General features: G+C 63.4%; 21 protein-coding genes. 13 read left to right on the top strand and 8 right to left on the bottom strand.

Annotated elements, in window-relative coordinates; all coding sequences use genetic code 11:
* Positions 1–2: 2 nt before the first annotated feature.
* The 3 genes from glnE to E5E97_RS08360 all read right to left on the bottom strand — a co-directional run bounded on the left by glnE (position 3) and on the right by E5E97_RS08360 (position 4,775).
* Positions 3–2,876 carry a bifunctional [glutamate--ammonia ligase]-adenylyl-L-tyrosine phosphorylase/[glutamate--ammonia-ligase] adenylyltransferase gene (gene glnE / locus E5E97_RS08350; protein ID WP_171280155.1) on the bottom strand — a complete coding sequence of 958 codons (2,874 nt, stop codon included), beginning with the start codon at positions 2,874–2,876 and terminating at the stop codon, positions 3–5.
* 130 nt (positions 2,877–3,006) lie between these two features.
* On the bottom strand, positions 3,007–3,447 hold the full coding sequence (locus E5E97_RS08355) for a GNAT family N-acetyltransferase (RefSeq protein ID WP_043164448.1): 441 nt from the start codon (positions 3,445–3,447) through the stop codon (positions 3,007–3,009).
* Positions 3,448–3,524: 77 nt separating this feature from the next.
* Positions 3,525–4,775: a methyl-accepting chemotaxis protein gene (locus E5E97_RS08360; protein WP_042064136.1), complete on the bottom strand. Its 1,251-nt coding sequence runs from the start codon at positions 4,773–4,775 to the stop codon at positions 3,525–3,527.
* Between the two features lie 31 nt (positions 4,776–4,806).
* Between E5E97_RS08360 and E5E97_RS08365 the strand changes: the two genes are divergently transcribed.
* The 10 genes from E5E97_RS08365 (at position 4,807) to E5E97_RS08410 (ending at position 18,127) form a co-directional block, all read left to right on the top strand.
* On the top strand, positions 4,807–5,628 hold the full coding sequence (locus E5E97_RS08365) for a potassium channel family protein (protein WP_171280156.1): 822 nt from the start codon (positions 4,807–4,809) through the stop codon (positions 5,626–5,628).
* Between the two features lie 152 nt (positions 5,629–5,780).
* Positions 5,781–6,386, top strand: a complete 606-nt coding sequence (locus E5E97_RS08370; RefSeq protein WP_011704726.1) for a TIGR04211 family SH3 domain-containing protein — start codon at positions 5,781–5,783, stop codon at positions 6,384–6,386.
* A gap of 269 nt (positions 6,387–6,655) precedes the next feature.
* A complete protein-coding gene (putA, locus tag E5E97_RS08375) occupies positions 6,656–9,820 on the top strand; it encodes a bifunctional proline dehydrogenase/L-glutamate gamma-semialdehyde dehydrogenase PutA (RefSeq protein WP_171280157.1) in 3,165 nt (1,054 codons plus the stop codon).
* A 200-nt stretch (positions 9,821–10,020) separates the two neighbouring features.
* Positions 10,021–10,800 (top strand): NAD(+) diphosphatase, encoded by a 780-nt coding sequence (gene nudC, locus E5E97_RS08380; RefSeq protein ID WP_171280158.1) that lies wholly within the window; start codon positions 10,021–10,023, stop codon positions 10,798–10,800.
* 142 nt (positions 10,801–10,942) lie between these two features.
* Complete coding sequence (gene hemE / locus E5E97_RS08385; protein ID WP_041217975.1) at positions 10,943–12,010, top strand: uroporphyrinogen decarboxylase; 1,068 nt, start codon at positions 10,943–10,945, stop codon at positions 12,008–12,010.
* Positions 12,011–12,190: 180 nt separating this feature from the next.
* Positions 12,191–13,120 carry an ROK family protein gene (locus E5E97_RS08390; protein WP_171280159.1) on the top strand — a complete coding sequence of 310 codons (930 nt, stop codon included), beginning with the start codon at positions 12,191–12,193 and terminating at the stop codon, positions 13,118–13,120.
* Between the two features lie 49 nt (positions 13,121–13,169).
* Positions 13,170–14,180 carry an erythrose-4-phosphate dehydrogenase gene (gene epd / locus E5E97_RS08395; protein ID WP_010635047.1) on the top strand — a complete coding sequence of 337 codons (1,011 nt, stop codon included), beginning with the start codon at positions 13,170–13,172 and terminating at the stop codon, positions 14,178–14,180.
* A gap of 62 nt (positions 14,181–14,242) precedes the next feature.
* A complete protein-coding gene (locus E5E97_RS08400; protein ID WP_011704731.1) occupies positions 14,243–15,406 on the top strand; it encodes a phosphoglycerate kinase in 1,164 nt (387 codons plus the stop codon).
* Between the two features lie 116 nt (positions 15,407–15,522).
* A complete protein-coding gene (gene fbaA, locus E5E97_RS08405) occupies positions 15,523–16,602 on the top strand; it encodes a class II fructose-bisphosphate aldolase (RefSeq protein WP_011704732.1) in 1,080 nt (359 codons plus the stop codon).
* Positions 16,603–16,822: 220 nt separating this feature from the next.
* The gene (locus tag E5E97_RS08410; protein WP_171280160.1) at positions 16,823–18,127 is read left to right on the top strand and encodes an FAD-binding oxidoreductase; all 1,305 of its coding nucleotides are present in this window, start codon (positions 16,823–16,825) and stop codon (positions 18,125–18,127) included.
* 184 nt (positions 18,128–18,311) lie between these two features.
* On the opposite strand, the gene E5E97_RS08415 is transcribed toward E5E97_RS08410, so the two are convergent.
* From E5E97_RS08415 to cutA, 3 genes are all read right to left on the bottom strand, one after another.
* Positions 18,312–18,725, bottom strand: a complete 414-nt coding sequence (locus E5E97_RS08415) for a hypothetical protein (RefSeq protein ID WP_024946158.1) — start codon at positions 18,723–18,725, stop codon at positions 18,312–18,314.
* 124 nt (positions 18,726–18,849) lie between these two features.
* Positions 18,850–20,622 (bottom strand): protein-disulfide reductase DsbD, encoded by a 1,773-nt coding sequence (locus E5E97_RS08420; RefSeq protein WP_171280161.1) that lies wholly within the window; start codon positions 20,620–20,622, stop codon positions 18,850–18,852.
* Positions 20,619–20,936: a divalent-cation tolerance protein CutA gene (gene cutA / locus E5E97_RS08425; protein WP_039214661.1), complete on the bottom strand. Its 318-nt coding sequence runs from the start codon at positions 20,934–20,936 to the stop codon at positions 20,619–20,621. Before cutA ends, E5E97_RS08420 begins: the two co-directional genes overlap by 4 nt.
* A gap of 193 nt (positions 20,937–21,129) precedes the next feature.
* On the opposite strand from cutA, the gene E5E97_RS08430 reads away from it, so the two are divergent.
* Positions 21,130–21,471 (top strand): hypothetical protein, encoded by a 342-nt coding sequence (locus E5E97_RS08430; RefSeq protein ID WP_016349513.1) that lies wholly within the window; start codon positions 21,130–21,132, stop codon positions 21,469–21,471.
* A gap of 95 nt (positions 21,472–21,566) precedes the next feature.
* Here E5E97_RS08430 and E5E97_RS08435 read toward each other — a convergent pair whose 3' ends face one another.
* The gene (locus tag E5E97_RS08435; protein WP_171280162.1) at positions 21,567–22,004 is read right to left on the bottom strand and encodes a PACE efflux transporter; all 438 of its coding nucleotides are present in this window, start codon (positions 22,002–22,004) and stop codon (positions 21,567–21,569) included.
* Between the two features lie 124 nt (positions 22,005–22,128).
* Here E5E97_RS08435 and E5E97_RS08440 point away from each other — a divergent pair, with 124 nt between their 5' ends.
* Positions 22,129–23,007, top strand: coding sequence for a LysR family transcriptional regulator (locus E5E97_RS08440; RefSeq protein ID WP_171280163.1), 879 nt, complete (start codon positions 22,129–22,131; stop codon positions 23,005–23,007).
* 13 nt (positions 23,008–23,020) lie between these two features.
* Here the strand turns inward: E5E97_RS08440 and ygfZ are convergent, their stop codons facing one another.
* Positions 23,021–23,926 carry a tRNA-modifying protein YgfZ gene (gene ygfZ, locus E5E97_RS08445; protein ID WP_043165812.1) on the bottom strand — a complete coding sequence of 302 codons (906 nt, stop codon included), beginning with the start codon at positions 23,924–23,926 and terminating at the stop codon, positions 23,021–23,023.
* 113 nt (positions 23,927–24,039) lie between these two features.
* Here ygfZ and E5E97_RS08450 point away from each other — a divergent pair, with 113 nt between their 5' ends.
* Entirely contained in the window at positions 24,040–24,309 is a 270-nt protein-coding gene (locus E5E97_RS08450; RefSeq protein ID WP_011704741.1) for a succinate dehydrogenase assembly factor 2, read from the top strand.
* Positions 24,310–24,325 lie beyond the last annotated feature (16 nt).

Below are 24,325 nucleotides of genomic sequence, written 5' to 3' on the forward strand. Positions count from 1 at the left end.
GTTTATTCCCCCAGCAGCTGTTGCCAGACCGCCAGCACATGGCCGCGCTCCGGCAGCAGCCTGTCGTCCCCCACCTTGCGGGAGACCTCGGAGAGGTTGAGGCGATGGCCGAGGTTGCGGATCTCCAGATAGGCATGCTTGAGCCCCTCCGCCTGTTCCAGGGTGAGCACCCCCGCCAGCACGCACTCATCGAAGATGCGCACGTTATCGGACCAGCGGGTGAGCGCCTCGGGTTCGCCGCAGGCGTGGGCCAGCACCAGGTACTGGGCGATGAACTCGATGTCCACCATGCCGCCAGGGGACTGCTTGAGATCGAACTCGCCGGCACCCGCCTTGAGCAGGTGATCCCGCATCTTGTGGCGCATCTCGCGCACCTCGCGGGCCAGGGTCGGCAGCTCGCGCTCCTTGGCCAGCACGGCGCGGCGGATGCGGGCAAACTCGGCGATCACCGCCTCATCGCCATAGATGGGACGGGCCCGCACCAGCGCCTGATGCTCCCAGGTCCAGGCCTCGTTTTGCTGATACAGCTCGTAGGCCGACAGCGACGAGACCAGCAGGCCTGAGTCGCCGGAGGGGCGCAGCCGCATGTCGATCTCGTAGAGGATGCCGGACGGGGTGCGGGTGCTGAACAGGTGCAGGATCCGCTGGGCCAGGCGCAGGTAGAACTGGCGGCTGTCGATGGGCTTGCGCCCGTCGGTGTAGCTGTTGGGGTCGCCACCGTGCAGGAACACCAGATCGAGATCCGAGCCGTAACCGAGCTCGATACCGCCCAGCTTGCCGTAGGCCACCACCGCAAAGCCGCGCTGGCCGCTGGTTGCCACCTCGGGCGGCACCCCGTAACGCTCGCTCATCTGGGCCCAGGCCTGATTGACCACCTCCTCGGTGATCGCCTCCGCCAGCCAGGTGAGGTGGTCGCTCACCTTCATCAGCGGCAGGGCGCCAGCGATGTCGGCCGCCACGATGCGCAGCAGTTGCACCTGCTTGAACTGGCGCAGCGCCTCCATCTGCTGCTCCACGTCCTCTTCGGGGATACGCAGCAGGAACTGGCGCAGCTGGGGCTTGTACTGATCGAGCGGGGTGGGGTGGTAGAGGTGCTGGGGATCGAGCAGCTCGTCCAGCAAAATGGGGTAGCGGGCCAGCTGCTCGCTCACCAGATGGCTGGCGTCGCACAGCCGCACCAGCTGGCGCAGGGCGCCCGGGTTCTCCGCCAGCAGCTGCAGATAGGCGCTGCGGGTGAAGATGCGGGTCAGCAGCTCGCACACCCGCTCGAACAGGCGGGCGGGTTGCTCGCTGGCCACCACCAGCCGCAGCAGCTCCGGCATCAGCCAGTCCAGCGCGATGCGCCCCTGCGGGCCGACCTGACGGCGCTTGTACTCCTCCTTGAAGCGCAGCAGGGCACCGCAGAGCGAGGCGGGCTCGGTCACCCCCTGCGCGGTCAGCAGTTTTTCCAGCTCGGCGGCGTCGAGCTCGGTGCGCCAGAGATCGAGCCAGAGTTGCTCCAGATGGGCGGGGGCCTCTTTCTCTTCCCCCACCACGGCGGCGAACTCCTGATGGACGGCCGCCATCTCCTCGTCGAGATGGGCCATGAAGGCAGCCCAGTCGGCAAAGCCGAGGGCGGCGACGAGCCGCTGGCGATCCCGCTCCTCGGTGGGCAGGGTCTGGGTCTGCTGATCGCCGATCTCCTGCAAGATGTTTTCGACCTGGCGCAGGAAGCGATAGGCCGCCAGCAAGCGGTCACAATGGGCGGATTCGAGGGCGCCGCACTTGGCGATGGCAGCCAGCGCCTCCGGCAGGTGGCGCACCCGCAGCGCAGGTTCACGGCCGCCGCGAATCAGCTGCAGCGCCTGGGCGATGAACTCCACCTCGCGAATGCCGCCGGCCCCCAGCTTGATGTTGCCCTCCAGCCCCTTGCGGCGCACCTCGGCAGCGATCATCGCCTTCATCTGGCGCAGGCCGTCGATGACGCCGAAGTCGATATAGCGGCGAAACACGAAGGGGCGCAGCATCTCGGCCAGCTCCAGCGCGTGCTCGCATTGGGGCCCCAGTACCCGCGCCTTGACCATGGCGTAGCGCTCCCAGTTGCGGCCGTGGTGCTGGTAGTAATCCTCCATGGCGGCAAACGAGATGGCGAGCGGCCCCGCGTCGCCAAAGGGGCGCAGCCGCATATCGACCCGAAACACCTGGCCGTCGACCGTGCCCTGGTGCAGGGCGTTGATGATGCGCTGGCCCAGCTTGATGAAGAATTGCTGGTTGGCGAGCTCGCGCCGCCCGCCGACCGTGTAGCCGTTCTCGGGGAAGGTGAAGATAAGGTCGATGTCCGAGGAGAAGTTGAGCTCACCGCCCCCCAGCTTGCCCATGCCGAGAATGAGCAGCGGCTGCGGGTTGCCGTTGCCATCCATCGGGGTGCCCAGCTCGCCGCACTGCTTGGCGTAGAGCCAGTCGCGGGCCGCGCAGATCAGCGCATCCGCCAGTCTGGTGAGGTGGACAAAGCTCTCTTCCACCGCCGCGTGACCCAGCAGCTCGCGCCAGGCGATCACCAGCATGCGGCTGCGACGGAACTGGCGCAGGATGCGCTTGAGCGCTTCTTCGTCGTCCACCTCGGCCAGCAGGGCGGTCAGATCGTGCTGGTAGGCGGGCCAGCGTTCGGAGCGCTCCAGATCTCCGGAGGCGAGCAGTTGCCCCAGCAACTCCGGCTGCTTGAAGAGGGAATCGGCGACAAAATCGGAGAGGCCGAGCAGGGTCAGCAGGGTCTGGCGCACCGGCTCGGGCAGCGTGCCGTAGTCGGGGGCCAGTTCAATCAGCCGTTGCCAGTGGCGCTGGGCCAGCTCCTGCAGCAGGGGGGAGAAGGCGGAGAAAGAGGGAGAGTGCTGGGCCACGGTTGCCGTCCTTGTGATTAACGAAACTGCCGGATAAAAAGCTGGCTGCCAATCTAGCACTGTCGGGCCCCCGCGTCACAGCGCAGGGGCGAGAAGCATGATCCGGCGGGAATTATCGGCAGCCAGTGATTCAGGTGCGCTGGTAGATATCGGGGTGGTAGATCTCCATCAGGCTGCCGGGGCTGGCGGGCGGCACGAAGCCGAAACCGGCGTAGAGGCCGTGGGCATCGGAGGTGGCAAGAGAGAGGCGACGCAATCCCTGCAACTCGGGATGGTCGAGCATGGCCGCCACCAGCGCTTTGCTGTAGCCGCGGCCGCGATGTTCAGGCAGGACAAACACGTCGGCCAGATAGCCGAAGGTGGCCTTGTCTGTGATGACCCGGGCGAAGGCGACCTGCTGACCGCCGAGGTAGCCGCCAAAGCAGAGCGAATGGTTGATGGCCCGCTGCAGGGTGGCAAGGGGAATGCCGCGACACCAGTAGGCCTCTTCAGACAAGAAGCGGTGGATCAGCGGCACGTCGAGCCGTCCCTTGTCGGCGCTGATTTCAAGCGCAAGTTCTGTGGTCTGCATCCTGGCTCCTTGCCGCGATGAAAAAAAGAAAGGCCCCTCGTGGGGCCTTCCAGTCTAACCAGATTGCTGTATGAAAGTCAGGCCAGCTTGAAGGCCTGAATATGAGTATCCAGAGTCTGGCTGTGGCGCTCCACCAGTTCGGAGGCCTCCTGCAGCTCGCGCAGCACCACCACGGAGCCCTCCACCACCTGCTTGACCTGCTCCAGGTTGCCGCTCATCTCTTCGGCCACCGAGCTCTGCTGCTCGGAGGCGGCGGCGATCTGGCGGTTCATGTCGGCCACCCCCTGTACCCGCTGCACTATGGTGGCGAGCTGGTCGCCGGCCTGGGTCACCTGCTCCACCCCCTTGTCGGCCTGCTGCACGCTCTGGGCCATCAGTTCGGCGGCCTGGCGGGCGTTGCCTTGCAACTGCTCGATCATCTTCTGGATCTCGACGGTGGCGGCCTGGGCCCGGTTGGCCAGTTCGCGCACCTCGGAGGCGACCACCGCGAAGCCACGGCCGGCCTCACCGGCGCGGGCGGCTTCGATGGCGGCGTTGAGCGCCAGCAGGTTGGTCTGCTCCGAGATGCCGCGAATGGTATCCACGACGGAGCCGATCTGCTCGACCCCCTGTTCCACCTGATTGACCACGGTGGAGGAGCGCTGAATGTTGCCGGAGAGGGTATCTATGGTGTTGACGGTAGCGGCCACGCAGCGGCTGCCCTCCTCGGCCAGCAGGCTGGTCTCGGCGGTGGCGTGGGAGGCCTGCTCCGCATGGGCGGCCACCTCGCGAATGGCACCCACCATCTGGCTCATGGCGCTGGCCAGCTGCTCAATCTGGGTGAACTCCTCGCTGATGGCCTCGTTGGCCTCTTCCATGCAAAGGGTGACCTGGGAGGCGATGTCGTTGAGCTCCTTGCAGGCGACGCGCTGGGTGCCGAACACCTCTTTGAGGTTCTCCTGGGAGTGGGCCACCGCCTTGGCGATGTCACCGAACTCGTCACGGGACTTGAGCAGCACCCGGTGGCTCAGATCCTTGCGGGCGAAGCGCTCCAGCAGGCCCACCAGATAGTGCACCTGCTTGACCATCAGGCGCGAGCCGGTCAGCAGCAGCACCACGAACAGCAGCCCCATGATGGCGGTCTCCATCAACCCGGTCCAGAGCAGGCTGTTGGCGATAGTGTCCGCCTTGTCGGGCGCGATGCCTTCGTTGAGCAGGGTGGTTTCCAGATTGCTGGCGTCGAACCAGAGCTTGACCAGCAGCAGCACAGTACTGAACACCATGAGCAGTACCACTTTGGGTACCAGCCGGATATTGCTCATTCGCCTCTCCAGCGGGTTTAACTGCATAATATTTCTCCTTTTAATGACCGGTTTTCCTTTGTCCTCAGGACTATCGGCATTATCTTCCTTTTTATTAATTCGCACCGTGCCTAAAGTGGGAAAATGTATGCGACATCACTTAACTCATCTGCGCGCCATGGATCTGCTGATGGCATTTCTGTCGGTGATCTCGGTTTTGCTGGTCACGGCCCGCTGGTGGGGGCATGCCCAGCTCACCCCCCAGACCCTGCAGCTGTTCTATGACGTCGACAGCCTGATCTGCTACTTCTTCCTCGCCCACTTCGCCTATGGCTGGGCCCGCGCCTCCGACCGGATGGCCTTCTTCAAGGCCAACTGGTTCTATCTGCCGGGTAGTCTGCCTATGGTGGAGCAGCTGCGCTGGGCCCGTCTGCTACAGCTGTGGCGGGTCTATCAGCTGTTCAAGGTGCACCCGGATCTTTGGGCCATGTTCCGTCGCGAGCGCAACGAGACCACCCTCTCCGGCATTCTGTTCCTGTTCTTCCTGCTGCTGGGGGTCGGTTCCGGGGTCATGTATCTGATCGAATCGGGCCAGCCCGGCAGCCAGATCCAGACCCCCTACGATGCGTTCTGGTGGACCCTGGTGACCCTGTCGACCGTGGGGTACGGCGATCTGGTGCCCAAGACGGAGCAAGGGCGTTTTGTCGCCAGTCTGCTGATCCTGTTCGGGGTCGGCCTGTTCGGCGCCATCAGCGGTTTCATGGCCAGCCTGTTTCTGCAGCCGGGGCGAGGGGATGGCGAGCTGGAGAAGTGGCGCCATCAGCAGAGTGCGCAGCAGGATTTGTTGTTGCAGGAGCTGCGAGCCCTGCGGGACGAGGTGAAGGCACTGAAACAGAAATAGGCAGCGGCGTCCGGAATGGTCGCGTCGCGGCGCAGACAAGTTGCGAGCCAGCTCTCAGCTCGGGGGGCGCCACTTTTCTTTGCTTGTCCTTTGACCCGCAGGCGGCTTAACATTCGCCAGTCACCTAACCAAACGAAGAGAACCGATCGACCATGCGCGCCCTTCTCGGGATCCTGATCTGCTTGTGTGCCCAACAGGCACTGGCCGATACCCGTTATGTTTCAGACAACATCTTTACCTTTATTCACAATGGTCCGGGTACCCAGTACCGGATCCTTGGCAGCGTCAAGGCGGGTGAGCCGCTGGACGTCAAGGCAGTGAACAACGAAGCCGGTTTCACCCAGGTGGTGGATGGTCGTGGCCGTGAAGGCTGGATCAAGAGCAGCGAGCTGCAGGGCGAGATCAGCCTGCGCGAACGGCTGCCCCAGGTGCAAAAAGAGCTGGAAGAGGCCAAGGCCCGCCTGCTGAACCTCAACGGTGACAACGAGAAACGCTTCACCGAGAAGGATGGCAAGATCGCCGAGCAGAGCAAGGAGATCGCCAGCCTGAAGGCTCAGCTGGCCAGCCAGAGCGAGGAGATGGGCAATCTCAAAGAGCAGAACGACGCCCTGACCCAGAGCTACGACAACCAGGAGCACGACATGCAGATGGACTGGTTCATCCGCGGTGGTGCCATGGTGGGTGGCGGCATCCTGCTCGGCATCCTGTTGCCCATGCTGCCCCGTCGTCGCAGCCGCGGCGATCGCTGGATGAACTGACACCGGCTGTCGGAAGCAGAGTGAAGGGTCGCCATGGCGACCCTTCTTTTTTGTCTTGAGAAAAATTGTATACAAAATAAGGCGATGAATTTTACCTGGTTAGCATATGGCGCCGATATAGTGCGTCATATGAGCCAATCAGCGATCTTTGTTAATAACAGGCAACAATTTCATTTCATCTATGGGGCGATATTGTATACATTATCGGCGTTTCGGCGGCATGGCCGCCTTCGTCGATATCAGCCCTAGGGCGTACAGGAAGACCCCATATGTTCAAAGCTACCCAAGTGCTTGCCGCTGACTATGTTCCCTCCGATCTGGCCGCCCTGCGCGAAGCCATCACCCAGAACTACGTGGTGGATGAAAATGCCTATCTGGCCGAGCTGTCGGCCATGCTGCCGGGGGATGGCGCCTCGCTGGAGCGGGTGACCCAGCGTGCCCGCACCCTGGTAACCAAGGTGCGCAAGGAGAGCGGCTCCGGCGACGGCATCGACGCCTTCTTGCAGGAGTACAGCCTGGATACCCAGGAGGGGATCATCCTGATGTGCCTGGCGGAGGCGCTGCTGCGCATTCCCGATGCCGAGACCGCCGATGCCCTGATCAAGGACAAGCTCTCCGGCGCCAACTGGTCGTCCCATTTTCGCAAGAGCGACTCCACCCTGGTGAACGCCTCCACCTGGGGGCTGATGCTGACTGGCAAGATCATCAAGCTCGACAAGAAGCTGGACGGTAACCCGGCCAACCTGCTGGGGCGCATGGTCAACAAGCTGGGGGAGCCGGTAGTGCGCTCCGCCATGTACGCCGCCATGAAGATCATGGGCAAGCAGTTCGTGCTGGGGCGCGACATGAAGGAAGCCCTCAAGGCGAGCCGCAAGTCCCGCGAGAAGGGTTACACCCACACCTACGACATGCTGGGGGAGTCCGCCCTGACCCTGGCCGATGCCGACAAGTATTTCGGTGACTACCAGCGCGCCATCGAGGCGGTGGGCAACGAGCGCATCAGCGACGGCGGCCCGGCCCCCTCCATCTCCATCAAGCTGTCGGCGCTGCATCCGCGCTATGACGTGGCCAACCGCGAGCGGGTGCTCGGCGAGATGTGCGAGCGGCTGGTGGGGCTGGTGCGCCTCGCCCGCGACAAGGACGTGGCCATCAGCATCGATGCCGAAGAGATGGACCGCCTCGAGCTCTCTCTCGATCTGTTCGAGCAGCTCTATCGCTCCGATGCCAACCGCGGCTGGGGCAAGCTCGGCATGGTGGTGCAGGCCTACTCCAAGCGCGCCCTGCCGGTGCTCTGCTGGCTGACCGGGCTGGCCCGCGAGCAGGGCGATCTCATTCCGGTTCGCTTGGTAAAAGGCGCCTACTGGGACAGCGAGCTGAAATATGCCCAGCAGGCCGGCCTGCCCGGCTACCCGCTGTTTACCCGCAAGGCGGGCACCGACATCTCCTACCTTGCCTGCGCCCGCTACCTGCTGAGCGAGCCGACCCGCGGCTTCATCTCGCCCCAGTTTGCCACCCACAACGCCAACACCGTGGTCAGCATTCTGGAGATGGCCGGTGATCGCCAGTTCGAATTCCAGCGCCTGCATGGCATGGGGGAGGAGCTGCACAACGCCGTGCTCAGCGAATATCCCGGCCTGCACTGCCGCATCTATGCGCCGGTGGGAGCCCACAAGGATCTGCTGCCCTACCTGGTGCGCCGCCTGCTGGAGAACGGGGCCAACACCTCCTTCGTCCACAAGCTGGTGGATCCCAACACCCCGGTCGACTCCCTGGCCGAGCACCCGCTGCGTACCCTCAAGCGTTACTCCAGCCTGGCCAACGATCGCATTCCGCAGCCGGTGAACCTGTTCAGCGACCGCAAGAACTCCAGCGGCGTCAACATGAACATCGTCTCCATCCAGCGCCCCTTCTTCGCCAAGCTGAAGGAGCTGGAGAGCAAGCAGTGGCTGGCGGGTCCCATCGTCGATGGGGAGACCCTCAAGCGCAACGAGGCCCGCGTGGTGCTGAGCCCGCAGGATGTGAGCCTGACCGTCGGCAAGATCCACTGGGCGGACGAGCAGGCGGTGGAGCAGGCGCTGGCCTCGGCCCATGCTGCCTTCCCGCGCTGGCGCGAGACCCCGGTGAGCGAGCGTGCCGCCGCCCTTGAGAAACTGGCGGATCTGCTGGAAGCGAACCGCGAGCAGTTCATCTCCCTCTGTACCCGCGAGGCGGGCAAGCTGCTGCAGGACGGCATCGACGAGGTGCGCGAGGCGGTGGACTTCTGCCGTTACTACGCGGTGCAGGCCCGCGGCTTGATGGGGCAGGCCACCCTGCTGCCGGGTTACACCGGCGAGATGAACGAGCTGTTCCTGCAGGGGCGTGGCGTGTTCGTCTGCATCAGCCCGTGGAACTTCCCGCTGGCGATTTTCCTGGGCCAGGTCGCCGCGGCGCTGGCCACCGGCAACACCGTCATCGCCAAGCCTGCCGAGCAGACCGGTCTCATCGCCCACCTGGCGGTGACCCTGGCTCATCAGGCCGGCATTCCGGGCGACGTGCTGCAACTGCTGCCGGGTGACGGCGCCACCGTGGGCGCCAAGCTGACGGCGGATGCCCGCATCGGCGGCGTCTGCTTCACTGGCTCCACCGAGACCGCCAAGCTCATCAACATGACCCTGGCCCAGCGCGATGGCGCCATCCTGCCGCTCATCGCCGAGACCGGCGGCCAGAACGCCATGATCGTCGACTCCACCGCTCTGCCGGAGCAGGTGGTGCGCGACGTGGTGAGCGCCGCCTTCCAGAGTGCCGGCCAGCGCTGCTCCGCCCTGCGGGTGCTCTACCTGCAGGAAGAGATCGCGCCGCGGGTGCTGGAGATCCTCACCGGTGCCCTGCAGGAGCTCAAAGTGGGCAACCCGGCCGAGCACAACACCGACGTGGGCCCGGTCATCGACGCCGAGGCCAAGGCCGGGCTGGATGCGCACCTGGTGCACATGATCCCGCGTGCCCGCCTGATCGCCCAGGCGCCGATGCCGGCCGTGACCCTGGGAGGCCACTTTGTGCAGCCGACCGCGCTGGAGATCGGCTCCATCCGCGAGCTGACTCGCGAGCAGTTCGGCCCCATCCTGCACGTGGTGCGCTACGCCGCCCGGGATCTGGACAAGGTGATCAGCGACATCAACGGCACCGGTTACGGCCTGACGCTCGGGATCCACAGCCGCAACGAATCCCATGCCGAGGAGCTGGCGAGCCGCATCAACGTGGGCAACGTCTACATCAACCGCAACCAGATCGGCGCCATGGTCGGGGTGCAACCGTTCGGCGGCCAGGGCCTCTCCGGCACCGGTCCCAAGGCGGGCGGCCCCCATTACCTGAGCCGTTTCATTACCGAGAAGACCCGCACCATCAACACCACGGCGGTGGGCGGCAACGCATCTTTGCTGGCGATGGGCGATGCCTGATCGACCGTGACCGACATCAGGCCGCCTGCGGGCGGCCTTTTTCATGGGCATTCTCATGAGCATTGAAAAGCCGCCATCTTGGGGTCGCCACCCGGCCTGCCGCGTCTTAATATGGTGGCCGGTTGTCGCTTTCATCCGTCACCGCCGCCCAGCCCCGGGCGCGCATTCCGACCGACGTCACAACAAAGAGTGCTGCATCTATGCCATTAACCGAACAGGCCCGCTGGTTCGTGCTGGGGGGCGATCACCTCGTCCTGCTGGATGACCAGGGGCACATTCCACAAGGCCCCCGTGCCTGTCTGCCCAGCCACTTGCAGCATGCCGCCTTTGAGCGCTTTGACGAGTGGGACGGGCTGCCCTGCCTGCTGCTCGATCTGGGGGAGGCGGCTGACACCGAGGCCCTGACCCCACTGCGCCAGCTGATGGTGGCCGGGGATGAAACGGGCTTTCAGCTGGCTGGCCGCGCCTGGCAGCTCGCCACCTTTCGCCGCACCCACCGCTTCTGCGGCGAGTGCGGCGCCCCCATGAGCCCAAAGGCGGGGGAGTGGGCGCAAGGGTGCCGCCATGGCCACGTCGTCTATCCACGCATCTCCCCCTGCATCATCGTGGCGGTGCGCAAGGGGCCCGCCATCTTGCTGGCGGCCCACCGCCGTCACTATCAGGCCGAGGACCCCATGTATACCGTGCTGGCCGGCTTCGTGGAGGCGGGGGAGAACCTCGAGCAGTGCGTGGCGCGGGAGGTGTTCGAGGAGAGCGGCATCCGGGTGCGCAACGTGCGTTACGTGGCGAGCCAGCCCTGGCCGTTTCCCCACAGCCTGATGATGGGCTTCACCGCCGATTATGAGAGTGGCGAGATCCGGGTGCAGGACGAGGAGCTGGTGGCGGCCGATTTCTTCGAGGCCGACGGGCTGCCAAGGTTGCCGCCCCACGGCACCATAGCGCGGCGGCTGATCGCGCTCTGCCTCGGCGACCAAGCCTGAGGGATGCAAAGAGGGGCGCTTGTTTGCGCCCCTTCACATCTTTGCACTCCAACGGCGGCGGCAGGCGTTTGAGCCGCCCCCCGCCGCGCACAAAGTGGTATCATATCCGCCATTTTATGCTGGATATGACTCAGGAACTGGGATGAAAGAGCTGAAGAACGATCGTTACCTGCGTGCCCTGCTGCGCCAGGAAGTGGACATGACCCCGGTATGGATGATGCGCCAGGCTGGCCGCTATCTGCCGGAATACAAGGCCACGCGGGCCCAGGCGGGGGATTTCATGTCCCTGTGCCGCAACGCCGAGCTGGCCTGTGAAGTCACCCTGCAGCCGCTGCGCCGCTATCCGCTCGATGCCGCCATCCTCTTCTCCGACATCCTCACCGTGCCCGACGCCATGGGGCTGGGTCTCTACTTCGAGCAGGGTGAAGGCCCGCGCTTCGAGCGTCCGATCACCTCCATGGCCGACGTGCAGGCGCTGCCAGTGCCGGATCCGGAAGATGAACTCGGCTACGTGATGAACGCGGTGCGCACCATCCGCCGCGAGCTCAAGGGCGAAGTGCCGCTCATCGGCTTCTCCGGCAGCCCCTGGACCCTGGCCACCTACATGGTGGAGGGGGGCAGCTCCAAGGCATTCACCAAGATCAAGCAGATGATGTATGCAGAGCCGCAAACCCTGCACCTGCTGCTCGACAAGCTGGCCGACAGCGTGATTAGCTATCTCAACGCCCAGATCAAGGCGGGTGCCCAGGCGGTCATGGTGTTCGACACCTGGGGCGGCGTGCTCACCCCGCGCGATTACCGCGACTTCTCCCTGCAGTACATGCACAAGATCGTCGATGGCCTCATTCGCGAGCACGACGGTCGCCGCGTGCCGGTCACCCTGTTCACCAAGAACGGTGGCCAGTGGCTGGAGCAGATCGCCGCCACCGGTTGCGATGCGCTGGGTCTGGACTGGACCACCGACATCGCCGACGCCAAGCGCCGGGTCGGCGACAAGGTGGCGCTGCAGGGCAACATGGACCCCTCCATGCTCTACGCCAGCCCGGCCCGCATCCGTGAAGAGGTCGCCTCCATCCTGGCCGGCTTCGGTCACGGCAACGGCCACGTCTTCAACCTGGGTCACGGCATCCATCAGGATGTGAACCCGGAGCATGCGGGCGTGTTCGTCAATGCGGTACACGAGCTGTCTGCCCAGTACCACGGCCGCTGAACACCGCCGACAGTACAGTGAACGACGGGGCCTGCGGGCCCCGTTTTGCTGTCTGCGGCGGGGGCTGCATCCTGACCGCAGCTCGGGTTACACTGCAACCCGGTAGCGGGCGGTCGACTGCAGGCGGGGACGGCAACGTGCACCCGGGCCTGACGCCCCAAGGTCATGGCTGGAGGCAGGATGAGCAACAGGTTGTTGGATTGGGGTATCGACCTTGGTGGTACCAAGTGCGAATGCGTGGTACTGGACGGGGACGAGGTGCTGCTGCGCCATCGCATTCCCACCGAGCGTGCCGGCGGTTATGACCACATGATCGGTCAGATCGCCAAACTGGTGGCAGAGTGTGCCGACAAGATCGGTCAGCGGCCGACCCTCATCGGCATGGGGACGCCGGGGGCGCGGGATCCGCAAACCGGCCTGATGAAGAACTGCAACACCACCGAGCTCAACGGCAAGCCGTTCAAGGAAGATCTGGAGCGCCGGCTCGGCGTGCCGGTGCTCATCGCCAACGACGCTAACTGCTTCGCGCTGGCGGAAACCCATCTGGGGGCGGTGCGTCAGCACCATCCTGATGCCAAGGTTGTGTTCGGCATCATCATGGGCACCGGAGTGGGCTCCGGCATCGTCATCAACGGCCGCATCCTCAACGGTCACCACGGCATTGCCGGCGAGTGGGGCCACAACGTGCTCTCACCCGACGGCCCCGAGTGCTACTGCGGCAAGCGCGGCTGCGTCGAGACCTTCATCAGCGGTCCGGCGCTGGAGGCCTGGTACGAGGCCAAGACGAAACGTCACCTCCCGCTGGCCAAGATAGCGGCGGCGACGGCTCATGACCACGTGGCCAAGCTCACCATCGACCGGCTGCATCTGCTGTTTGGCCAGGCGCTGGCCAACGTGGTCAACATCCTGGATCCGGATGTGATCGTCATCGGCGGCGGGGTCGGCAACGTGCAGAGCCTGTACAGCGTGGGACGGGAGACTATTTTGCCCTTCCTCTTTAATCCCCGCTTCGCCACCCCCATTATTGCTCCAGCCCTGGGGGACAGCGCCGGGGTATTCGGGGCGGCACTGCTGGCCCGCGGTGAATTTCAGGATGCCCTGCTGTCGTGAGTCAGCCATCCGCTTGTCCCTTTGTCCCAGCTAAGGACCCAGAGTTTTCATGATCAAGATTGCCATCAACGGGTACGGGCGGATCGGCCGCAACGTGCTGCGGGCCCTCTACGAGAGCGGCCGCGACAAGAACATCAAGATAGTGGCCATCAACGAGCTGGCCGCCCCCGAAGCCATGGTGCACCTGACCCGCTTCGACACCAGCCACGGTCGGTTCCACCATCCGGTGCAGCTGGCCGGCAACAGCATGCTGGTGGGGGAGGATCTCATCTCCCTGTTCGCCGAGCGGGATCCGTCGCGCTTGCCGTGGCGGGCGCTGGGGGTGGATGTGGTGCTGGACTGTACCGGGGTGTTCGGCTCGCGGGCCGATGCCGAGCTGCATCTGGCGGCGGGGGCGGGCAAGGTGTTGTTCTCCCATCCGGCCGAGGCGGATGTGGACGCCACCATCGTCTACGGGGTCAACCATCAGGTGCTGACGGGGCGCGAGCGGATCGTCTCCAACGCCTCCTGCACCACCAACTGTGTGGTCCCCGTCATCGAAACATTGCATCGAGAATTCGAGATAAATTGTGGTACTATTACGACAATTCATTCGGCCATGCATGATCAGCAAGTCATCGATGCCTACCACAGCGACTTGCGTCGAACCCGCGCTGCCAGCCAGTCCATCATCCCGGTGGATACCAAGCTGGCCAAGGGGTTGGAGCGGATCCTCCCCCACTTCGCCGGCAAGTTCGAGGCGATCGCGGTACGGGTACCGACCATCAACGTAACGGCAATGGATCTCAGTATTACTGTTCGTAAAAAAGTGACGGTTACTGACGTAAATCAAGCCCTGCAACGGGCATCCAGAGGTACATTAAGCGGTATTCTGGATTACACGGAAGAGCCACTGGTCTCCGTAGACTTTAATCATGATGCTCACTCCTGCATCATTGATGGTACCCAGACCCGGGTCAGCGATGCCAACCTCGTCAAGATGTTGATGTGGTGTGATAACGAATGGGGCTTCGCCAACCGCATGCTGGATACCACCCGGGCCATGATGGCCGCAGGCTGAGAGCCTGCACCGGGCGCAAGGTTACTGTTTTTAACATTACCTGAAAATATAGAGGACTGAATATGTCTGTTATCAAGATGACTGACCTGGATCTGGCGGGCAAACGCGTTCTGATCCGTGCTGACCTGAACGTGCCGGTAAAAGACGGCAAGGTCACCTCCGATGCACGTATCGTTGCGACTCTGCCGACCATCAAGCTGGCTCTGGAAAAGGGCGCCAAGCTGATGATCACCTCCCACCTGGGTCGTCCGACCGAGGGTGAATACAACGAAGAATTCTCCCTGGCTCCGGTTGTCAACTATCTGAAAGACGCACTGTCCTGCCCGGTTCGTCTGGCCAAAGACTACCTGGATGGCGTAGAAGTCGCCGCCGGTGAGCTGGTTGTGCTGGAAAACTGCCGCTTCAACAAAGGCGAGAAGAAGAACACCGAAGAGCTGGCCAAAAAATACGCCGCCCTGTGTGACGTCTTTGTAATGGATGCGTTCGGTACTGCTCACCGCGCCGAAGGCTCCACCTACGGTGTGGCTCAGTTCGCACCGGTCGCCTGTGCCGGTCCGCTGCTGGCGGGTGAACTGGAAGCCCTGGGCAAAGCCATGCTGAAGCCCGAGCGCCCGATGGTTGCCATCGTTGGCGGCTCCAAGGTCTCCACCAAGCTGACCGTACTGGAATCCCTCTCCAAGATCGCTGACCAGCTGGTGGTCGGTGGTGGCATCGCCAACACCTTCATCGCTGCTGCCGGTCACAACGTCGGCAAGTCCCTGTGCGAGCACGACTTGATCGACACCGCCAAGAAACTGGCTGCCGAAACCAACATCCCGGTGACCACCGACGTGGTTGTCGGTGCCGAGTTCTCCGAGTCCACCCCGGCCACCATCAAGTCCGTCGCTGACGTGACCGACGGCGACATGATCTTCGACATCGGCCCTGACTCTGCCAAGGCCCTGGCCGACATCATCATGAACGCCAAGACCATCCTGTGGAACGGCCCGGTCGGCGTGTTCGAGTTCGACCAGTTCGCTGAAGGTACCAAGGTGATCGCCGAAGCCATCGCTGCTTCTCCGGCCTTCTCCATCGCTGGCGGTGGTGACACTCTGGCTGCCATCGACAAGTTCGGCATCGCCGACAAGGTCTCCTACATCTCCACCGGCGGCGGCGCCTTCCTGGAGTTCGTGGAAGGCAAGGTACTGCCGGCTGTTGCGATTCTGGAACAGCGCGCCAAAGCCTAATTGACCCGAGACGGGGGGCAAAAGCCTCCCGTTTCGTTTATCATGTGCCCGCTGTGCCGGTTCATGATGAACCCCCCATTTTTTATTAACGGCATACGAGAACAGGACGATTAAACATGTCTAAGAAAATTTTCGACTTCGTAAAACCCGGCGTGATCACTGGTGATGACGTTCAGAAAGTGTTCGCCATCGCGAAAGAGAACGGCTTCGCTCTGCCGGCCGTCAACTGCGTCGGTACCGACTCCGTCAACGCCGTACTGGAAGCTGCCGCCAAGGTTAAAGCGCCGGTTATCGTTCAGTTCTCCAACGGTGGTGCCGTGTTCACCGCCGGTAAGGGTCTGAAACTGGAAGGCCAGCAAGCTGCCATCATCGGTGCCATCTCCGGTGCCAAGCACGTTCACGCCGTTGCCGAAGCTTACGGTGTACCGGTCATCCTGCACACCGACCACGCCGCCAAGAAGCTGCTGCCGTGGATCGACGGTCTGCTGGACGCGGGCGAGAAGCACTTTGCCGAAACCGGCAAGCCGCTGTTCTCCTCCCACATGCTGGACCTGTCCGAAGAGTCTCTGGAAGAGAACATCGACATCTGCTGCGAGTACCTGACCCGCATGGCCAAGATGAACATGACTCTGGAGCTGGAACTGGGTTGCACCGGTGGCGAAGAAGACGGCGTCGACAACAGCCACATGGACCAGTCCGCCCTGTACACCCAGCCGGAAGACGTGGCCTACGCCTACGAGCGTCTGTCCAAGATCAGCCCGCGTTTCACCATCGCTGCCTCCTTCGGCAACGTACACGGTGTTTACAAGCCGGGTAACGTCAAGCTGACCCCGTCCATCCTGGACGCTTCCCAGAAGTACGTTTCCGAGAAGTTCGGCATCCCTGCCAAGTCTCTGGACTTCGTATTCCACGGTGGTTCAGGTTCCACTCTGGAAGAGATCCGCGAGTCCATCTCCTACGGCGTGGTGAAGATGAACATCGACACCGACACCCAGTGGGCGACCTGGGAAGGCATTCTGGGCTTCTACAAGAAGAACGAAGCCTACCTGCAAGGTCAGCTGGGTAACCCGGAAGGCGCCGACAAGCCGAACAAGAAGTTCTACGATCCGCGTGTATGGCTGCGTGCCGGCCAGACTACCATGATCGCTCGTCTGGAGAAGGCTTTCTCCGACCTGAACGCCATCGACGTACTGTAATTCGTTACGGTAGTTTGATTGCATGAAAAGGCGCCCTGCGGGGCGCCTTTTGCATTGCCGCATGGCGGGGTCGCCAGCGGACGTGAGCAAGGTGTCTTTCGAGGCACCTTTTGCATTTCTGTGATCCCTGCGGGCTGGATTGGCGGCGGGTGGCTGAGTATTATCGATTACAGGCCGTTTATTTTAGTAAACGCAACGCTATCAAGGCAGGATGCTGAGCATGCAGGCAGGAAAGCACTACCCCCATCAGGAGCACGTGGCCTCCTATTACGCGGCTACCCGCAACGACAATCAGCAGTGGCCTGAGCTCAGTGGCGAACTGAATGCCGAGGTCTGCATCATTGGCGGCGGTTTCACCGGTCTCAACACTGCCATCAATCTGGCCGAAGCCGGTTACAAGGTGGTGTTGCTGGAGGCCAACCGCATCGGCTGGGGCGCCTCCGGGCGCAACGGCGGTCAGCTCATTCGCGGTATCGGCCACGACACCAGCCAGTTCGCCCGCTGGATTGGTGAAGAGGGCGTGCGCGAGCTGGATCTGATGGGGCTGGAGGCGGTCGAGCTGGTGCGCGAGCGGATCGAGCGCTTCAACATCGACTGCGACCTGCGCTGGGGCTACTGCGATCTGGCCACCCGTCAGCGCCATCTGGCCGGGTTTGCAGAGGAGGCGGCGCACCTGGCGAGCCTCGGCTACCGGCATGAGGTGAAGCTGGTGGCACGGGAGGATATTCACCGTGTGGTGGGCTCGGATCGCTACATCGGCGGCATGATCGACATGGGCTCCGGCCATCTGCACCCTCTCAACCTGGCGCTGGGTGAGGCGCGCGCGGCGGCCAGCCTGGGTGTGGCTCTGTTTGAGCAGTCCAGAGTGGTGCACATCGACTATGGCGACCGGCTGCAGGTCACCACGGCCCACGGCCGGGTCAGCGCCGACTACCTGGTGATCGGCTGCAACGCCTATCTCAACGACCTCAACCCCGAGCTGGGGGGCAAGGTGCTGCCGGCGGGCTCCTACATCCTCGCCACCGAGGTGCTGGAGAAGCGGCTGCGCCAGCGCCTGCTGCCGCAGAACATGGCGGTGTGCGATCAGAACGTGGCGCTCGACTACTACCGCCTCTCCGCCGACGGCCGGCTGCTGTTTGGCGGTGCCTGCAATTATTCAGGAAGGGATCCTCGCGACATCAAGGCCTTCATGCTGCCCAAGCTGCTGCGGGTGTTTCCCGAGCTGGCGGATACCGCCATCGAATTCCAGTGGGGCGGCATGATAGGCATCGGGGCCAACCGGTTGCCCCAGATTGGCCGTCTGCCGGAGCAGCCCAACGTCTTCTATGCCCAGGCCTATTCCGGCCATGGTCTCAATGCCACGCACATGGCGGGCAAGCTGGTGGCGGAGGCGATCAAGGGGGAGAGCCGGGGTTTCGATCTGTTTGGCAGCGTACCCCACATGACCTTCCCCGGCGGCCCGGCGCTGCGCTCGCCCCTGCTGGCGCTTGGCATGCTCTGGTACCGCTTCAAGGATCTGTTCTAAGGGGGGCTGATCTGGTGCGCCACGGCGTGGTGGTTGGCCGGATTGATACTGCTATTTAGCTGGAGCAGTCAAACAATCAGCGTCCGCCCATCCCGTGTGTTGAATGGGCTGCACGCCGGCTAGCGAGGGGGATAGGGTGGATACCCAGGCCTGAGTCAGCCTGGGTATTCTGGCCGGTTGCGTGTCAGTGGGCGGGTTCGGCCAGACGCCAACCCTGCTCGGTTTTCATCATCCACACTTCGGCCTGCTGCGGCAGCACCTGGCCCGCCTCGAACTCGCCGTATTTGCGCTCCAGCTCCATCAGCCCCATCTCCTGCTGGAAGGGACCGACCCTGTCATAGACCAGATCCTCGTCGTGCAGCACCTGCAGCTGTTCCATCCCCTGTTTGAAGTGGAGCTGGTAGCTCACCTTGACCAGATAGACCCCCTCCATGCGCTCTTCCTTGTCCAGGATGGCGAAGTCACTGATCTCGAACAGATTGGCGTCGGTGTCTGCCTGCAGTTTGGCGGTGACCTGAGTCCGGATTGCCTCTTCACCTGGACCTGCGTAACAGCCATACAGCCAGAGGGCCAGCAGGGGGATGAACCACTTTTTCATCAAAACTCCGGACGAACGAGACGGGAAAGCGCAAATATTGCCACGCTGTCGATCATATACAAGGGATTGCCGGAAAAATGGCGGTCAAACCGGGGGCCCGCACGATTGCACGGGCCACCCGGCCTCAGCGCAGCTTGTCCAGCTGACCGAGAAATTCGGTGGGCCCCATAAAGCCGGTGACCCGCTGGCCGCTTACCTCGTTGCCGGTGCGATCGAAGAAGATGAGGGTCGGCAGCCCCAGCACGTTGAGGCCATTGAGCAGCTCCACATCGGCATCGTCGTTGGCGGTGACGTCTGCCTGCAGCAGCACCATCTGGCCGAACCGCTCGCGCACGGCGGGGTCGCTGAAGGTCTTGTGTTCGAACTCCTTGCAGGCCACACACCAGTCGGCATAAAGATCGAGCAGCACCGGCTTGCCGCGGGCGGCGGCCAGCTGGGTCTTGAGATCGTCCAGCGTCTTGATGCGAATGAAGGCCGGTGCCTCGGCCTGAGCGGCTACGCTGGCCCCCTGGGGGGGCAGCAGCAGATCCTTGCCCACCACCACGGCACTGATCATGACCAGCAGCAGTACGAAGCCGCGCAGGCTGCGCCCCACCGAATGGCCCTGATGCTGGTTGTGATGATAGAGGTAGCCGCACAGCAGCAGCCCCCAGCCGAGCCAGGCCAGGGTGGTGACCTGATCGCTCCACAGCCTCGAGAGCAGCAGGATGGGCACCGCCAGCAACGCAAACCCGAACAGCTGCTTGATCACGTCCATCCAGGCGCCCGCCTTGGGCAGCAGCTTGCCGCCCGAGGTGCCGAGCAGCAGCAGTGGCAGCCCCATGCCGAGCGACAGGGCGTAGAGAGCCGCGCCGCCGAGCCAGAGATCGCCGCTCTGGGCCACGTAGATGAGGGCGCCTGAGAGCGGGGCCGTGGTGCAGGGGGAGCAGACCAGGCCGGAGATCATCCCCATGATACCGACTCCGAGCACGGAGCCGCCCTGCTGGCGGTTGGAGAGGCCGGACAGCCGGGTCTGCAGGCTGCTTGGCAGTTGCAGGGTGTAGAGCCCGAACATGGAGAGGGCCAGCAGCACGAACATCACCGAGAGGCCGATCAAGACGTAGGGATGCTGCAGCGCGGCCTGGAATTTCAAGCCTGCCGAGGCCACCACCAGCCCGAGCAGGGTGTAGGTGACCGCCATCCCCTGCACGTAGACGAATGAGAGCAGGAAGGCGCGGCGAGTGGAGAGGCGATGGCCGGCCCCGGCGATGATCCCGGTCAGGATGGGATACATGGGGAAGACGCAGGGGGTGAAGGCGAGGCCGAGCCCGAGTGCGAAGAAGGCGGCGACGCTGAGCCAGAAGCCCTGGCTGCCGAGGGCGGCCGCCAGCTGATCCTGCTGGCTGCTGGCCGGTGTGGGCTGGTCAGGTTGCTCGCTCTGCTGGGCGGTGAGCGGCTGGATGCTGATCAGCTTGTCGGTGGGGGGGTAGCAGAGGCCGTCGGTACAGCCCTGATAGCTGATCTTGAAGCTGGCCTGCTGGCCGGCCTCGGTCAGGGTGACGGGGATCTGCAGCTCCCGGTAATAGACCTGGGTCTTGCCGAAGAAGTCATCTTCATGCTCGGTGCCGGCGGGTAGCACGGGCTCTTCGAAGGCGAGGTTCTCCCCCTTGAAGCGGAAGCTGTGGCGATAGAGGTAGTAGTCGTCGGCGATGCGCAGGCGCAGCAGCAGCCGATTGCCCTGCTGTTCGCGCTCGAGGACGAACGCCTCGTCCACTTTCAGAAATTTGGGCTGGGCGCTGGCCTCGATGCCGAGGGCGCTCAGCAGATCCGTGCTGCTGGCGCGGGCCGGCAGTGAGCCCAGGCCGGCCAGCAGGGCACAGAGCAACAACAGGGGAAAGAGCAGGCGAGACGGTGTCATGAGGTTTCCTGTTTTATCCAGTCGAGATAGGGCTGATGGCCCTGGCTTGTGGGCAGCGCCAGGATCTCCGGCACCTCATAGGGGTGATGAGCAAGAATGCACTGGCGCAGCGGCTCGAACAGGGCGGCGTGCGACTTGATGATGAGCTGGATCTCCGTGGCCCGTTCGATCTGGCCCTGCCAGCGATAGACGGAGGTGAGGCCGGGCAGCTGGTTGATGCAGGCCGCCAGCCGCTGGTTCAGCAGTTGTGCGCAGATGAGGTCGGCACTGGCCTCATCCGGGCAGGTGCAAAGCACCAGAATGGTGTCGGTCATGGTGAAATATCTCGTCCGATCGGGGCGGCTCGGCGCCCGTAAACCAGTGGCTACTATACCTAGCGACGGGTCAAATAGCATCTGGCGCACTTTGCGGCTGCGACATGAAAATAAGTGGGGGGCATGAGATAGACGCTGTCAGAGCGACAAGGCAGAATGAGCGGGCTTGTTCCCATTCGACGTAAGGAAATGTATGACCCAACAGAATGAGCAGCAGAGAAACCGCATGTTGAGCCTGTTGCGCGAAGGTGAGCGCCGTATGTTGGTGCAACTGGCCGGTCTGCTGCGTACCAGTGCCGATGAAATCAATGCCGAGCTGGAAAAAGAGGAGTTGCTGGATACCCTCGAGCAACCGGTCACGGTGGAGTATCTCAACGGCGTGGTGCAGCACCATCTGTTCGAGCGCCTGCACAAGGGTGACATGGTCGCGGCCCAGCGACTGCTGACCCAGTACCAGAGCGACATCGAGGCCATGCTGACGCAGGAGTCGGCCGAGGCAGAGGCCCCGACCGAAGAGCTGAAGGCACAAGCCTGAACGCCGCGGCAGGCCCGCCGGGCTTGTCCTCCCCCAGCACCATCATGCCCCTTGCATGATGGTGCCTCGTTTTTCCTGCCGTTTTTTGCCGTCGTTCAACCCAGTGCGTTCTGCTGCCACTGGCCCGGGATCGGGTACACCTTGTCATAGCTCCAGTTGTAGATGAAGGCGTAGACCAGATAGAAGGTCACGAAGCCGATGTTGAGCGCCAGTGCCGCCAGCAGGGCGAGATCCAGCCACCAGGCGATGACCGGCAGGGTCAGCGCCATGAAGCCCCCTTCAAAGCCGAACGCATGGACCACGCGCTGCCACAAGGTCTTGTGTGGGTGACCCTGGTACTTGAGCAGCAGCTTGTCGAAGCCGATGTTGTAGACATAGTTCCAGACGGTGGCCAGCACCGAGAACAGGATGGCCAGCGGCCCCATGTGGCTGAGCTCGATACCTGTGGCCCAGCTGGCCAGGGGGGCGGCGATGAGCAGACCTATCACTTCAAAGCCGATGGCATGGCGGATACGGTCGTTGCGGGTACGCATAAATTCCTCTCTTTAAACAGGTATGTTGACTGACTGGTTGGCAATCTATCCCTATTTGTTGATAGTTTCACGTTGGTATCCATCGCTAAAATAGATAGATGACCGCATTTGCAGGAGCAGAACGATGAATCCATCGCTGGAACAACTCAGGGTATTGCTGGCCGCCGCGCAGGCAGGCTCCTTCTCGGCGGCCGCGCGCCAGCTGGGCAAGGCGCAGTCGGTAGTCAGCACCGCCATCGCCAATCTGGAGATAGATCTGGGGCTGGAGCTGTTCGATCGCAGCGGGCGCTATCCTGTGCTGACCGAGGCGGGCGTGCGCATCAGCCAGGAGGCCGGTATCTTGCTGGCCCAGAGCGCCCGCTTGCAGGCCATCGCCGGCGAGCTGGCCAGCGGCGTCGAGTCGCGCCTGACCCTGGCCATCGATGATGACTCCCACCTGCCCTGGCTCGGCGCCGTGCTGGAGGAGTTCGCCACCCACTACCCGACGGTGGAGCTGGAGATGCTGTTTCCGCTGATGGAGGATCTCACCGAGATGCTGATCAGCGGCCGCGCCCAGCTCGGCATCAGCTATCAGAAGGAGCACCCGCAGCAGGAGATCGTGGCCCGCTCGCTGGGAGGCGTCGCCATGCCGCTGGTGGTCTCCCCCGAACATCCGCTGGCCCACAAGGCGCCGCTGCGGGAGAGCGATCTGCAGGGGGCTCGCCAGCTGCTGGTGACAGGGCGACGGGAGGGGACGGAGCGCCATCGCTTTCGCCTGTCGGCGCAGGTGTGGTGGGTGGAGGGGGATCTCGGGATCCTGGAGCTGGTGAAACTGGGGCTGGGCTGGGCGGCGGTGCCCGATTTTCTGCTGCACCGGCCGTTGGCCCGGGGCGAGGTGGTGGTGCTCAAGCCGGACTTCATTACCCAGCCGGAGCTGGCACTGGAGCTGCAGTGGCATCGCGCCCGCCCGCTCGGGCAGGCGGGGCGCTGGCTGAAGGAGGCCCTGCTGGCGCGGGCACGCTAGCAGGGCTCTTCGCTTACTCGGTCAGCTGATAGGGGAGGGGCTGCAGGCTCAGGCTTGAGCCCTCTTCCTGCTTGAGCCGGAAGCGGGCGTCGGCTTCGGTGTCCTTGGGCAGCACGGCGGTGAGCCACAGCTCACCATCCTGCTGCCAGGCGTTGAGTACCATGCCGCTGCGGCGCCAGTTGTCACCGAGCTGGATCTCCAGGGTGTCACCGCTGGCAACCGGCGTAGTGGCGGTGCCGCTCAGCACGAACAGGGCGCGGTTGTTGGCGCCACGATACTTGGCGCGGGCCACCGTCTCCTGCCCCATGTAGCAGCCCTTGGTGAAGCTGATGCCATCGAGCGCCTGCAGGTTGAGCATCTGGGGAATGTACTCACCCTGATGCACTGCCTCCAGATGGGGGATGCCGGCCTTGATCTCCAGTCCCCACCAGAGCGACTCGGGGCCGCTTGGCAGGGTCAGCGCCAGCGGCTGTTCGCTGACCAGCAGCCAGCGATCGGCCTCGACTCGCACCGCCATGCCACCCTCGATGAGGCCACTCTGCTGCAGGCCGTATTGCCCTGCGATCCAGCCATCGGTCCCCTGACCGGCCACGCCGACCGCCTGGCCGTGATTTTCGCTGATCTCGACCTTGGCAAAGATGGCGAACTTCTTGAGCTCGGGCAGCTGGCGGGCCAGCACCGACGGCTTGGTCAGCATCAGCAGGCGATCGCTCAGGCAGAGCAGGCGAAAATCGCTCCACAGCTTGCCCTTGGGATCGCAGTGGCCACCCAGGGTGTGCTGGCCCGGCTGCAAGGCGTTGACGTCACAGGTGACCTGACCCTGCAGGTATTTGGCGCGATCCTGGCCGCTCAGGCTGGTGATGGCCAGATCGGTCAGAGGGAACAGGGTTGGCTCGGCGGGAAGGGTTGGCAGGCTCACGATGGCATTCCAGAGACAGAAAGTATGTGACCTGCATGGTAAAGACGTAAGGAATGTTTGTCAGCCGGAAAATCCAGCTGTTACCATCGCCGGGTCTTTGTAAGGAGAGTTCCATGTTGAGCCCAATTGAAAAATCCCGCCTGAAGTGGGCCTGCCGCCGTGGCATGCTCGAGCTGGATGTGATCTTTATGCCTTTCTTCGAACACGAGTTCGACGGTCTGAGCGAGGCGGAGCAGCAAACCTTCATCCGCCTGCTGGAGTGCGAGGATCCGGAGCTGTTCCGCTGGAGCATGGGCCACGGCGTGCCGGAAGACCCCGCGTTTGCCGCCATGATCCCGCTGATCCTGGAGCGCAATCAGGCCCGCCACGATCGCCAGCGCTGATCTGCCCGTACGGGTG

This window comes from Aeromonas sp. 2692-1 (assembly GCF_013085505.1).
GTDB classification, from domain to species: domain Bacteria; phylum Pseudomonadota; class Gammaproteobacteria; order Enterobacterales; family Aeromonadaceae; genus Aeromonas; species Aeromonas hydrophila.